This window comes from Sphingobium sp. RS1, from assembly GCF_056156825.1.
This window is the reverse complement of the sequence record NZ_JBLZXE010000003.1, coordinates 883,550-896,636: the sequence shown is the minus strand read 5'-3', so window position 1 is coordinate 896,636 and position 13,087 is coordinate 883,550. Positions and strand designations below refer to the sequence as shown.

The 13,087-nt window shown below is 62.9% G+C and carries 9 protein-coding genes; 4 read left to right on the top strand and 5 right to left on the bottom strand.

The window, feature by feature from the left end:
* Positions 1 to 4 precede the first annotated feature (4 nt).
* Positions 5 to 2,059, top strand: coding sequence for a glycoside hydrolase family 97 protein (locus ACNHGR_RS23940; protein WP_475289452.1), 2,055 nt, complete (start codon positions 5 to 7; stop codon positions 2,057 to 2,059).
* A gap of 110 nt (positions 2,060 to 2,169) precedes the next feature.
* Here ACNHGR_RS23940 and ACNHGR_RS23935 read toward each other — a convergent pair whose 3' ends face one another.
* From ACNHGR_RS23935 to ACNHGR_RS23925, 3 genes are read right to left on the bottom strand one after another with little or no spacing between them, the layout of a single operon-like run.
* Positions 2,170 to 2,931: an SDR family NAD(P)-dependent oxidoreductase gene (locus ACNHGR_RS23935; RefSeq protein ID WP_475289451.1), complete on the bottom strand. Its 762-nt coding sequence runs from the start codon at positions 2,929 to 2,931 to the stop codon at positions 2,170 to 2,172.
* A gap of 13 nt (positions 2,932 to 2,944) precedes the next feature.
* Positions 2,945 to 4,129 carry an acetyl-CoA C-acyltransferase gene (locus ACNHGR_RS23930; RefSeq protein ID WP_475289450.1) on the bottom strand — a complete coding sequence of 395 codons (1,185 nt, stop codon included), beginning with the start codon at positions 4,127 to 4,129 and terminating at the stop codon, positions 2,945 to 2,947.
* 24 nt (positions 4,130 to 4,153) lie between these two features.
* Positions 4,154 to 5,278 carry an acyl-CoA dehydrogenase family protein gene (locus ACNHGR_RS23925; protein ID WP_475289449.1) on the bottom strand — a complete coding sequence of 375 codons (1,125 nt, stop codon included), beginning with the start codon at positions 5,276 to 5,278 and terminating at the stop codon, positions 4,154 to 4,156.
* Positions 5,279 to 5,365: 87 nt separating this feature from the next.
* Between ACNHGR_RS23925 and ACNHGR_RS23920 the strand changes: the two genes are divergently transcribed.
* Positions 5,366 to 6,013, top strand: coding sequence for a TetR/AcrR family transcriptional regulator (locus ACNHGR_RS23920; RefSeq protein WP_475289447.1), 648 nt, complete (start codon positions 5,366 to 5,368; stop codon positions 6,011 to 6,013).
* 240 nt (positions 6,014 to 6,253) lie between these two features.
* Positions 6,254 to 8,461: a catalase/peroxidase HPI gene (katG, locus tag ACNHGR_RS23915; protein ID WP_475289446.1), complete on the top strand. Its 2,208-nt coding sequence runs from the start codon at positions 6,254 to 6,256 to the stop codon at positions 8,459 to 8,461.
* Positions 8,462 to 8,531: 70 nt separating this feature from the next.
* Here katG and ACNHGR_RS23910 read toward each other — a convergent pair whose 3' ends face one another.
* The gene (locus tag ACNHGR_RS23910) at positions 8,532 to 9,461 is read right to left on the bottom strand and encodes a LysR family transcriptional regulator (RefSeq protein WP_475289445.1); all 930 of its coding nucleotides are present in this window, start codon (positions 9,459 to 9,461) and stop codon (positions 8,532 to 8,534) included.
* A 127-nt stretch (positions 9,462 to 9,588) separates the two neighbouring features.
* On the opposite strand from ACNHGR_RS23910, the gene ACNHGR_RS23905 reads away from it, so the two are divergent.
* Positions 9,589 to 10,287 (top strand): pirin family protein, encoded by a 699-nt coding sequence (locus tag ACNHGR_RS23905; RefSeq protein ID WP_184274862.1) that lies wholly within the window; start codon positions 9,589 to 9,591, stop codon positions 10,285 to 10,287.
* A gap of 48 nt (positions 10,288 to 10,335) precedes the next feature.
* Here ACNHGR_RS23905 and galB read toward each other — a convergent pair whose 3' ends face one another.
* Positions 10,336 to 13,023 (bottom strand): beta-galactosidase GalB, encoded by a 2,688-nt coding sequence (gene galB / locus ACNHGR_RS23900; protein WP_475289443.1) that lies wholly within the window; start codon positions 13,021 to 13,023, stop codon positions 10,336 to 10,338.
* Between the last annotated feature and the right edge of the window lie 64 nt (positions 13,024 to 13,087).

Below are 13,087 nucleotides of genomic sequence, written 5' to 3'. Positions count from 1 at the left end.
CCCAATGCTGAACCCGTCACTGCGCGCCTACGCGCTGGCCCTTCCGTTCGCCTTCATGACCCCGGCTTTCGCGCAGGAAGCCCGCCCCGCCGTCACCGCCGCCTCGCCCGATGGCTCGATCGTCCTCACCGTCTCGACCGACAATGACAGCCGCCCGATCTGGGCGATCTCGCGCAAGGGCAGGCTGCTGATCGCGCCGTCGAAGCTCGGCTTCATCCTGACCGACGGCCTCAACATGGTGCGCGGTTTCTCCATCGCCGGGTCGGACAAGGGGCAGGGCGATGATCGCTGGGAACAGCCCTGGGGCGAGCGCCGCTTCGTCACCGACCGCTATAATGAGGTGACGGTCCGTTTCCGCCAGTCGGACGTGCAGGGCGCACGGCTGATGAACGTGCATTTCCGCCTGTTCGACGATGGCGTCGGCTTCCGCTACGAACTGCCGGAGCAGCCCGGCCTCAAGACGATGAAGATCGCCGATGAGACAACCGAATTCGACATCGCGCCCAATGGCACGGCTTGGTGGATTCCGGGCGGCGAATGGAACCGCTATGAGCAGGTCTATCAGAAGACGCCTATCGACGCCGTATCGACTGCCCATACCCCGATCACCATGCGGCTGGACGACGGCACGCATCTCAGTTTCCACGAAGCCGCGCTGGTCGACTATTCGGCCTATTGGCTCAAGCGCGCCTCCGGCCAGACCTTCCGCACTACCCTTTCCCCCTCGTCGCAAGGCGCGCGAGTGATCCGTGACCTGCCGTTCAACACGCCCTGGCGGACCATCCGCATTGCCGACAGTGCAGCAGGACTGGTCGAAAATGATCTGGAGTTGAACCTCAACGAACCCAACAAGCTGGGCGACGTCAGCTGGTTTCAGCCCGCCAAATATATCGGCATCTGGTGGGGGATGATCCGGGGCGACTGGACATGGGCGGAGGGACCGAAACACGGTGCCACCACCACCCGCACGAAGCAATATATCGATTTCGCCGCCCAACATGGCTTTCGCGGCGTACTGGTCGAAGGCTGGGACAAGGGCTGGAATGGCGACTGGTTCGGCCATGGCGACGATTTCAGCTATACCCAATCGACCCCCGACTTCGACCTGCCGGGCCTTGCCGCCTATGCGAAGAAGAAGGGTGTCCACCTGATCGGCCATCATGAAACCGGCGGCAATATCGCCAATTATGAAGCGCAACTGGACGATGCGATGAAGATGTATGGCGGTCTTGACGTCGACGTCGTCAAGACCGGCTATGTCGCCGACGCGGGCGGTATCATCGCGCCGGGCGACCAGCCGGGCCAGACCCGCATGGAATATCATGACGGCCAGCGCATGGCCCAACATCATCTGCGCGTCGTGGAGACGGCGGCGAAATATCATGTCGCGGTCAATGCGCATGAACCGATCAAGGATACGGGTCTTCGTCGCACCTATCCCAACTGGGTCGGGCGAGAAGGCGCGCGCGGCATGGAATATAATGCCTGGGGCAGCTTCGCCAACGGCCCGGACCATGAACCGACGCTCGTCTATACCCGCATGCTGTCCGGCCCGATGGACTTTACGCCGGGCGTGCTGAGCCTGGAGGGTGCGAACCATGCGCCGCTCGCCTCGACGCTGGCGAAGCAGCTTGGCCTCTATCTCGCCCTCTATTCGCCGATCCAGATGGCGGCCGACTTTGTCGAGACCCTCGCCAAATATCCGAAGGAACTGGACTTCATCTCGAAAGTGCCGGCTGACTGGAGCGAAAGCCATCTGATCGCGGGTGAAGTGGGCGACTATGCCATATTCGCCCGCAAGGATCGCAACAGCGACAACTGGTATGTCGGTGGCGTTAATGATGCGACTGCGCGGACGGTGACGCTCAATTTCGACTATCTGGAACCGGGCATGAGCTATACCGCCACCATCTACAAGGATGGCGAGGGCGCGACCTATCTGACCGACGCCCGTCACAAGATCGCCTATGAAACGCGCACCGTCCGCAAGGGCGACCGCTACAACCTCTGGCTCGCGCCGGGTGGCGGCGCAGCGATGCGGCTGGACGAGCAAAAATAACCCTCCATTCGCGAACGGCGAACGGAGGGTAAGGGCCTTCCTATCCGGCCTTGGAGGCCGGTCTCCCCCGCTCCCGGATCGGGCTGCACACCGATCCGGGGGCTTTTTGTTCAGCGCGGCGCCATGCGGATGGCGCCGTCGAGGCGTATGACCTCACCATTCAGCATCGGGTTTCGGACGATGCTTTCTACCAGTTGTGCATATTCGGCGGGTTTGCCCAGACGACTGGGATGTGGCACCTGTGCGCCCAGGGCGTCCTGCACCTGCTGCGGGAAAGCTTCCAGCATCGGCGTCAGGAAGATGCCTGGCGCGATTGTCATGACGCGAATCTTGTGCTGGGCCAGATCGCGGGCGATCGGCAGGGTCATGCCGACAACGCCACCCTTGGACGCGCTATAGGCGGCCTGACCGATCTGCCCGTCATAGGCCGCGACAGAAGCGGTGTTGACGATGACGCCGCGTTCGCCGGCGACCTCATCCGTTGCGGCGAGCCGCGCGGAGAATTTGGAAATGACATTGAAGGTGCCGATCAGGTTGACCGTCACCGTCTTGGCAAAAGTGTCGAGCGGATGGGGCACATTTTCCTTGCCCACGGTCTTCACCGCCGGCGCGATGCCCGCGCAATTAACGAGGATGCGGGCGATGCCATGCGCCGCTTCGGCCGCATCGAGCCCGGCTGCGACACTGGCATCGTCAGCAACGTTGACAGCGACATAGACACCTCCCAGCGCTTGTGCTGTTGCTTGCCCTGCCTCCTCATTCAGGTCGAAGATTGCGACCTTAGCCCCCTGCTGCGCCAGCATCGTCGCTGTTGCCTTGCCCAAGCCCGATGCGCCACCGGTAACGATCACCGCTACGCCCTTGATGTCCATCTCGCTGTCTCCTTCAGATCAATTCGACGGCCATCGCCGTGGCCTCACCACCGCCAATGCACAGGCTGGCCACGCCGCGCTTCAGGCCACGCATTTCCAGAGCCGCAATCAAAGTCGCCAGAATGCGTGCACCCGACGCGCCGATCGGGTGGCCGAGCGCCGTCGCGCCGCCATTGACGTTGATCCGGTCATCCGGGATGCCCAGTTCCTTCGCGGCAATCATGGCAACAACGGCAAAGGCTTCGTTGACCTCGAACAGGTCGACATCGGCAACCGACCAGCCGGCCTTCTCCAGCACCTTACGCATAGCGGGCACCGGCGCCGTGGTGAACTTGGACGGTTCATGCGCATGACCAGCGGTGGCGACGACCTTCGCCACAGTCTTGAGGCCCAGCTTTGCCGCCACGCGGGCGCGGGTCATGACCAGCGCCGCGGCGCCATCCGAAATGGAGGAGGCATTGGCCGCGGTGATGGTGCCATCCTTGACGAAGGCGGGCCGCAGCGAGGGAATTTTGTCCGGCTTGGCCTTGCCCGGCTGCTCGTCGGTATCGACGATCGTATCGCCGCCCCGGCCCTTTACCGTAACCGGAGCAATTTCGCGCACAAAGGCACCGCTGCCGATAGCCGCATTGGCGCGTTCCAGCGATCGGATAGCATAGGCGTCCTGATCCTCGCGGGTGAACTGATAGTCGCGTACCGCTTCTTCGGCAAAGACGCCCATCGCCTTGCCGGGTTCATAGGCATCCTCCAGCCCGTCCATCATCATCGTGTCGATGATGCGGTCATGGCCGATGCGGGCGCCGGACCGGTGCTTAGGCAGGGCATAGGGCGCATTGGTCATGCTTTCCATGCCGCCGGCAATCACGATGTCGGCCGCGCCGCAGCTAAGCGCCTCATGCGCCATGATTGCGGCCTGCATGCCGGAACCGCACATCTTGTTGACGGTGGTGGCTTCCGTATTGAGGCCAAGGCCGGCGCCCAGAGCCGCCTGCCGCGCAGGCGCCTGACCCAGACCAGCGGGCAGGACGCAGCCCATATAGATGCGGTCGATAGCTTCGCTCGGCGCGCCGGCGCGCTCGACGGCGGCCTTCACGGCGGCGGCACCCAGTTCGGTGGCCTTGAGCGGCGACAATATGCCCTGAAACCCGCCCATCGGCGTACGGGCATAGCTGGCGATGACGACCGGATCGTCCTGCATAGTCTCTCTCCTGTAATAGCGTCGTTAAAGGCTGCGCGCGATCACCATGCGCTGAATGTCGGACGTGCCTTCGTAAATCTGGCAGACGCGCACGTCGCGATAGATTTTGGCCACGCCATATTCCTCCAGATAGCCATAGCCGCCCAGCGTCTGCATCGCGCCGGACACGATCGCCTCGGCCGCTTCGGAGGCGAACAGCTTGGCCATGGACGCTTCGGACAGGCAGGGCATGCCCGCATCCTTGGTCCGTGCCGCATGCAGAACGAGTTGGCGCGCTGCTTCCAGCCGGGTGGCGAGGTCGGCGAGGCGGAAGCCCACCGCCTGATGCTCCATGATCGCCTTGCCGAAGCTCTTGCGGTCCTTGGCATAGGCGACCGCAATCTCCAGCGCGGCCTGTGCCATGCCGACGCACTGGGCGGCGATGCCGATGCGGCCGGTTTCGAGATTCGCCAGCGCAATGCGATAGCCCTGCCCCGGCTGGCCGATCAGCAGATCATCCTCCACGAACATGTCGTCAAAGCGCAGCGCACAAGTATCTGACGCGGCCTGCCCCATCTTATGCTCGACCTTGTCCACGCCATAGCCGGGCCGGTCGGTTGGCACGATGAAGGCTGACAGGCCCTTCTTGCCTGCGTCCGGATCGGTCACGGCGATGATCATCACCAGTCCTGCGATTTTGCCCGACGTAATAAACTGCTTAGCGCCGCTAATGCGCCAGCCGCCGTCGACCTTGACAGCGCGGGTGCGCACTGCCGATGCGTCGGAGCCGGCATCGGCTTCGGTAAGGGCAAAGGCACCGATCGTCTTGCCGCCGATGAGGTCGGGCAGGAAGCGTGCTTTCTGCGCGTCGCTGCCATCCTTGAGCAGGCCCGAAACGAGGATGCTGTTCTGGATCGAGACAATGGTCGACAGCGCGCCGTCCGCCGCCGCGATCTCCATCAGGGCGAGCGCGTAAGAGACGGCGTCGGCTTCCGCACCACCAAAGGCCTCGGGCGCAGTCATGCCCCACAGGCCAAGACCGGCCATTTCCTCGAACAAAGTGGGCGGATAGCCACCCTCCGATTCGAAGCGAGCGCTGTGCGGACGGATGGTATCCTGCGCGAAATCGCGCACAGTATCGCGGATGGCGGTCTGAATTTCCGTCAGCATATACTCTCTCGTATTTTCTATACTGATGAGTATATTGATTGTTCCCGCGTTTCTTGTCAATGCTCGGAACGCCCCAAGGAGCCGCTATTGCCCAAGTCCGCCGCTATCACGCCTGTCACCACCCCCACATCGCCCTTCCGCAGCAAGTCGGAGCGGGAGCAGGACCGGGCGGAGAAGCGGGAGGCCGTGCTGCTAGCGGCGGTACGGATGTTCAACGCGCGCGGCTATCATGCTGCCTCGCTGGACGATGTTGCGGCTAGTCTGGGCATCAGCAAGCCGACCATCTACCATTATCTCGGTAACAAGGAGCAGGTGCTGGTCGAATGCGTCAATCGCGGGCTTTCGATGCTGCGCGAAGCGGCGGACGCAGCGGTCGGCGCATCTGGCAGCGGTCATGACCGGCTGCGCGCTTTTCTCGTCCAATATGCCTGCATCAACATGGATGATTTCGGTCGCTGCGTGATCCGCACCAATGAGGAAGTGCTGTCGATGGACAGCGCCATTCGCTTCCGCGCGCGCAAGCGTGAAATTGACGATGCAGTGCGCGGCATGATCGTAGACGGGATAAAGGACGGCTCGATTGCGCCAGTGGATGTGCGCTTCGCGTCCTTCGCCTTGGCCGGCGCGCTCAACTGGCCCGCACGCTGGCATGACCCGGCCGGGCAACTCAGTCCGCAGGCCGTGGCGGAGAAGCTGGTCGATATCGCCCTTGGCGGCCTGACCCCGCGCGCCTGACAAAGCAGCCCGTCATCGCGTTCCTTTCGCAACAGGAACGTTCACGCCTGCTCTGCATTGAAGAGCCTGTGAAGCGGGGAAGATAGAATCATGTCCTTTTCAGGAAATGCATGGATCGCGCGCGGCGCTCCCCGCCCGCCATTGCGCAATTCTCTCAATCAGACAGAGCGAGATTCTCGGTTTTGTGCCGGCCCGGACCAATTCTAGAAGTGACGCAGGGAAACGACAGGAGAAAACGCCATGGATGCCAAGACCTCTGACCCGCTGGGTTGCCCGATGAAGGACCCGGCAGCGCGACGGACGCTGCTTGGACGGACCAATCGCGACTGGTGGCCTAACCAATTATCGCTGGATATCCTCCAGCAGAACGGCCTGTCGGGCAATCCCATGGACGGGGATTTCAATTATGCCACGGCATTCAAGTCCATCGACTATGACGCTCTAAAGGCTGACCTCACGGCGCTGATGACTGACAGCCAGCCCTGGTGGCCTGCAGATTATGGCCATTACGGCCCCTTCTTCATCCGTATGGCCTGGCATAGCGCCGGCACCTATCGCACCGGCGACGGGCGCGGTGGCGCATCCTCGGGGTCGCAGCGCTTCGCTCCGCTCAATAGCTGGCCGGACAACGGCAATCTGGACAAGGCCCGCCGGCTGCTGTGGCCGATCAAGCAGAAATATGGCCAGAAGCTCAGTTGGGCCGACCTCATGATCCTGGCAGGCAATGTCGCAATCGAATCGATGGGCGGGCCGGTCTTCGGTTTTGGCGGCGGGCGCGCGGATGTGTTCGAACCGGAGAAGGACATTTACTGGGGCACGGAAGAAAATTGGGTTGGTGACGAGGCCAATGAAACCCGTATCCAGCCGGAAAAGGACATGGCGCTGGAAAGCCCGCTAGCCGCGATCCAGATGGGCCTGATCTACGTCAATCCGGAAGGGCCGGGCGGTAACCCCGATGCGCTCCAGTCAGGCCGCGATATCCGCGAGACATTCGCCCGCATGGGCATGAATGACGAGGAGACGGCGGCGCTGACGGCCGGCGGCCATACGTTCGGCAAGGCGCATGGCGCGGGCGACGCATCACTGGTCGGCGCGGAACCGGAAGGCGCGGATATCGCGCAGCAGGGGCTGGGCTGGCAAAGCGGGCATGAAAGCGGCATGGGCGATCATACCATCACCAGCGGGATCGAGGGCGCCTGGACGCCGACGCCGATCAGCTGGGACATGAGCTATTTCGACATGCTGCTCGACCATGAATATGAACTGGTCCGCAGCCCGGCTGGCGCGAAGCAGTGGCAGCCGGTCGGCAATCCTGAAGAGACGCTGGCCCCCAAGGCGCATACGCCGGGGGTCAAGGTGCCCACCATGATGACCACCGCCGACATGGCGATGAAGATCGACCCGGCCTATCGCGCGGTGATGGAGAAATTCCGGGCCGACCCGGCCTATTTCGCCGATGCCTTCGCCCGTGCCTGGTTCAAGCTGTGCCATCGAGACATGGGCCCCAAGATCCGCTATCTTGGCCCCGAAGTCCCGGCAGAAGACCTGATCTGGCAAGATCCGATCCCTGCCCCGATCCATGGCGCACTAAGCGAAACGGCCGTTGCGTCGCTCAAGGACAAGATCGCCGCGTCGGGCCTGCCGATAGCCGATCTTGTCAAGACCGCATGGGCGTCGGCCGTCACCTATCGCGGCTCCGACCATCGTGGTGGCGCTAATGGTGGTCGCCTGCGCCTTGCTCCGCAAAAGGACTGGGACGTCAACGAACCGGCCGAACTGGCACGGGTGCTGGCAGTCTATGAAGGGATTGCCAGTGAAGCCGGTGACGTGTCCGTTGCCGATCTGATCGTGCTGGGCGGCAATGTCGGCATCGAGCAGGCGGCGAAGGCGGCTGGCCATCACCTGACCGTCCCCTTCACCCCGGGACGCACCGACGCGGCGCAAGACCAGACGGATGTGGACGGCTTCGCCGTGCTGGAGCCAAAGGCCGATGGCTTCCGCAATTATCTCCAGGTACGCTTCAACGTACCGACCGAGGAATTACTGGTCGACCGGGCGCAGTTGCTGGGCCTGTCGGCGCCGGAAATGACGGTGCTGGTCGGCGGGCTGCGCGTGCTGGGCGCCAATCATGGCGGATCGCAGCATGGCGTCTTCACCGACCGCGTCGGGCAGTTGACCAATGACTTCTTCGTCAACCTGCTCGACATGAACACCGCCTGGAAACAGGTGGACGACGAAGCGGATGAAACCTTCATCGGGTCGGATCGCGCTAGCGGGGAGCAGAAGTGGACGGCGACCCGGACCGACCTGGCCTTTGGCTCCAACTCGCAACTGCGCGCGCTGTCGGAAGTCTATGCGTCGTCGGACGCTGGCGAGAAGTTCGTAAAGGACTTCGCCGCCGCCTGGACCAAGGTGATGAACGCCGACCGGTATGAGCTGAAGGCTTAAACGAGACAAGGAGTTGGACAGTTCGCGGCGATCAGCATGATCGCCGCGAACTTTTTATCCGGCCATCAGGTCAGACGTCTCCCATGCCGTCCGGTTCGACATCGTCGCGGCCCAGCCCGACAAACTGGTCGAGCAGCCAGCTGGCCGCCGGCCCCGGCGGTGTGTCGCGGCGCCAGATGCCGGAGAAGCGATAGGTGCCCCCGCTATGATCCGGCATCGCAAGCCGCACCAGCGTGCCTGCGACCAGATCGCCGTCGATCATCGGCAAGGGCATATTGCCCCAGCCAATGCCTTCCCGCAGCAGCGCATGTTTCGCGCCCAGATCGGCAAGACGCCAGGTCTTGGGGCTGCTGACGGAATAATCCTGCCCCTCGGTGAACCGTGACCGGTCGGTGAGCACCAGTTGGGTATAATTACGCCCTGCCCCCGGCGCGATCACATCCATGCGGCCCAGCGGATGATCGGGTGCGGCGACCGGCACCATAGGCACCAGTCCCGCGGCCATGCTCTCAATCCCTTCCACACCGGCAGAGAGCGGCCCGGAAATGCCGACCACCGCCGCCCGGTCCAGCACCATGGCGGTGATGGCCCCCAGAGCCTCCGCATGCAATCGGAGCTGCACGGTCGGAAAGGCCTGCGCAAACGCGCGCAGGACCTTGCCCAGCCTATCCGAGGGCAGCATGACATCGACGGCCAGATCGACCTCCGCCTCCAGCCCGTCGAGCAGCCCCTTCACCTTGGCGCGCAGACCGTCAATGCCATGGGATATGCTGCGTGCTTCCGCCAGCAAGGCACGGCCGGCGACGGTCAGTTGCGGTTTGCGCGTGCCTTCCCGGTCGAACAGCAGCAAACCCAATTGTGCTTCCAGATTGGCGATGCCGTAGCTGATGACAGACACAGCGCGATTCAGCCGACGCCCTGCCGCTGCGAAACTGCCGGTGTCCACGATCGCAAGGAAGATGCGCAACTGATCGAATGTCGGTGTACCGGGATTATTCACTATTCCATTTCCTCGAACATAAGGATCGGTTTTATCCCTCTGATCGGGAAAGGTGGCAAGCGGTAAAGACGATCTCAACACGGGCGTCGCCATCCCGGCGATCTTCGCCCGATCAGGAGACAAGATGATGATCGAACTGCGCCCCTTCGACAGCCTCGGCGGCGACAATCATGGCTGGCTGGATGCCAAGCATCATTTTTCCTTCGCCGGCTATCATGACCCTGCCCGCATGCACTGGGGCAATCTGCGGGTCTGGAACGACGACACGATCGCGCCGCATACCGGCTTCCCACCGCACCCGCATCGCGACATGGAAATCATCACCTATGTCCGCGAAGGCGCGATTACCCACGAAGACAGCCTAGGCAACAAGGGGCGGACCGAAGCCGGCGACGTTCAGGTGATGAGCGCGGGCACGGGCGTTCGCCATTCTGAATATAATCGCGAAGATGTGACGACGAAGATCTTCCAGATTTGGATCATCCCGACCCGGCAGGGTGAAGCGCCCAGCTGGGGTGCCCGTCCCTTCCCCAAGGGCGAGCGGTCAGGGCATTTCGTGACGCTGGCGTCAGGCTATGAGAATGACAATGACGCACTGACCATTCGCACCGACGCGCGGGTCGTCGCCGCCACGCTCAAGGCCGGGGAAAGTGCAGACTATCCGATCGGCGCCGATCGCAAGGCCTATCTGGTCCCCGCCACCGGCGCGATCCGGATCGACGATATTCGTGCCAATGCGCGCGATGGCGTGGCCATCCGCGATGTCGAGGTCATCCGCATAACCGCGATCGAGGATAGCGAGATCGTGCTGGTCGACGCGGCCTGAAAATGAAAAAGCATCATGGCCAATATGATGGCCATGATGCTTCATCGTTCAACGCGTGACGATTTCCACCTGCGTTTCGCTCAGGCCCTCGGCACGGGCACGCAGGATGATCTTGCCGCGCCGATCCGCCTTCACGATCGCCAGGGCTAGGCCGTTGAAAGCGTTGCGGCTTTTGGACGGGAAGGCGGTCAGGTCGGTCGGATCGCCATTGTCGGTGGCGACGATCTCGCCCGGCCCCTCGATCGAGAAGTCGATCTTCTGCTTGGCAGCAGGGACGACATTGCCGTCCTTGTCCAAGACCTTGAGCGTCACGAAGCTGAGGTCACGGCCGTCGCTGGCGATGGCGGAGCGGTCGGCGGTCAGCGACAATTTCGCAGCCTCGCCTACCGTATGGATCGTCTCGGTCGCCCAGGGCTGCCCCTTCTTCCAGGTGACGACCTTCACCTCGCCCGGTTCGTAGACGACATAGTCCCAACGGAAGCGATATTCATAGTCGCGCTTCTTGATCTTGCCCTGCGACTTGCCGTTGACGAACAGTTCGCCCTCGTCCGCCGAGGAGAAGACATGGACCGGCGTGATCTGGCCGACGCGATCGGGCCAGGTCCAGTGCGGCAGGATATGGGCGAATTTCAGGTCCGGACGCCAGCGCGACTGATAGAGCCAGAAACGATCCTTGGGGAAACCGGCGAGGTCGACGATGCCCGAATAGCTGCTGCGCGAGGTGTAATAAGGCGTCGGTTCGCCCAGATAGTCGAAGCCGGTCCAGACGAATTCGCCCGCAACATAGGGGTTCTGATCGTCGGCCGCCCAGACCCGATCGGGCGAGGAGCCGAAATCGGCGGCGTGCAGTTCATAGGCGGACACCTGATGCGTTTCGGGATTGCCGCCTGACCATGGCCGCACCGGGCCGCTGATGGCGCCAGCGACCGGGAACATATATTCGCCCCGACTGGAGAGTGCCGAGGCGCTTTCGGTGGACAGGATCACCTTGTCCGGGAATTTCGCCCGGAAATTGGGATATTGGCCGACAATGCCGCGAATGCCCGCGCCCTGATAGTTGAGGCTGATGACGTCCACCGTGGTCGGCAAGAGCATGTCGGCCTTGGCAAAATTCATCGCGCCGGTGGCGGGACGGGTCGGGTCTTCTTCATGCGCGATCGCGACCAGTTCACGGCCGATCTTCGCACCGGCTTCGCCATCATATTGTTCACCCACTTCATTGCCCACGCTCCACATGATGATGGAGGGATGGTTGCGGTCGCGGCGCAGCATCGCGCGGGCGTCGGCCTCATGCCAGTCGGGGAAGATCAGGTGGAAGTCGTGCGGCGTCTTTTTCTTTTCCCAGCTGTCGAACACCTCGTCCATGACCAGGAAGCCCATGCGGTCGGTGAGTTCGAGCAGTTCGGGCGCGGGCGGATTATGGCTCATGCGCACCGCGTTGGTGCCCATGTCGCGGAGGATTTCCAGTTGCCGTTCGGCCGCGCGGGCGTTGAAGGCGGCGCCGATGGCACCAAGGTCGTGATGGTTGTTGACGCCGCGCAGGGGGATATGTTCGCCATTGACGATGACGCCCTTGTCGGGATCGAACTTGATATCGCGTACGCCGAAGCGGGTTTCGTGGGTGTCGATGGTCTTGCCGCCCTGCGTCACGGTGGAGACGGCAACATAGCGGTTGGGCTGCTGCGTGGGCGGCGGGCCCCAGAGACGCGGATTGGCGAGTGTGGCGCTGCCGTTCAACACTGCCTTCTCCCCCGGCGCGATGCTGGTGGACTGGCGCGCGATCGTGGCCACCGGCCGTCCGATCCGCTTGCCCTTGGTGTCCAGCGCATAGAGAGCGGTTGCGACGTCCACTTGCGCCGGCCGGTCGCCATCATTGTTGAGGGTCAAGCTGAGATCGACGGTCGCCTTTTCCTTGCTCACCTGCGGCGTGCGGACCGTGCTGCCCCACTGGCCGACATGCACCTTGTTCGCGGTGGTGAGATAGATGTCGCGATACAGGCCGCCACCCGGGTACCAGCGTGCCGAAGCCTGCGGATTATCCAGGCGAATGGCGAGTTGGTTCTTGCCGCCCGGCATGGCATAGGGCGTCAGGTCGAGGCGGAAGCTGTTATAGCCATAGGGCCAGCCGCCGACGAGCTTTCCATTCAGCCAGACCGTCGCATAGGACATGGCCCCTTCGACATCGAGGAAGATCGACTGGCCCCTGGCGCTGGCGGGAATATCGAGCGTCTTGCGATACCAGCCGATGCCCCAACTGGGCAGGCGCCCCATGCCGCCATAGGGGCCGTCCTTGATGAAGGGGCCAGCGATCGCCCAGTCGTGCGGCAAGTCGACATGGGTCCATGCGCTGTCGTCGAACCCGGCCTGTACATAGGGCACGTCGCTGCCGGGATTGCCGGCCGGGCGGATGTGATGCTTGGCCGGATCTTTGATGAAGGGATTGGCGCTGGGGAGAATCCAGGGTTTCAGGACTTTCGCGCCGCTGTCATCCACCTTCACGGCTGCGTCGGGGCGCGTATCGGCCAGTTTGCCGTCGCCAGCATCCTCGATCGGCGGGCGGACGTCATAACGCAGGTCGGTGGTCAGGCCGGCCGGATCACCCTTTGTGAAGCGCCAGCCCTTGCTGATGGACACGCTGTCGGCGGCGAGCAACGGGGCAGGGAGAGATGCCAGGGCGATGGCCGAGAGAGAAACCAGACGTCGCCAATGCGACACCGAGTTGGACAGTTGTTTCATCATTCTCTCCCTGTTCTCTTGCGTCTGGTAGCGTTATCATTACTCTGAGCGATAGCGGCGCTTT

Bases quoted from the DNA above. Each gene is read 5' to 3' on its own strand.
- ACNHGR_RS23940 (WP_475289452.1), top strand. From the start codon at position 5: ATGCTGAACCCGTCACTGCGCGCCTACGCGCTGGCCCTTCCGTTCGCC.
- ACNHGR_RS23935 (WP_475289451.1), bottom strand. From the start codon at position 2,931: ATGGACATCAAGGGCGTAGCGGTGATCGTTACCGGTGGCGCATCGGGC.
- ACNHGR_RS23930 (WP_475289450.1), bottom strand. From the start codon at position 4,129: ATGCAGGACGATCCGGTCGTCATCGCCAGCTATGCCCGTACGCCGATG.
- ACNHGR_RS23925 (WP_475289449.1), bottom strand. From the start codon at position 5,278: ATGCTGACGGAAATTCAGACCGCCATCCGCGATACTGTGCGCGATTTC.
- katG (WP_475289446.1), top strand. From the start codon at position 6,254: ATGGATGCCAAGACCTCTGACCCGCTGGGTTGCCCGATGAAGGACCCG.
- ACNHGR_RS23905 (WP_184274862.1), top strand. From the start codon at position 9,589: ATGATCGAACTGCGCCCCTTCGACAGCCTCGGCGGCGACAATCATGGC.
- galB (WP_475289443.1), bottom strand. From the start codon at position 13,023: ATGAAACAACTGTCCAACTCGGTGTCGCATTGGCGACGTCTGGTTTCT.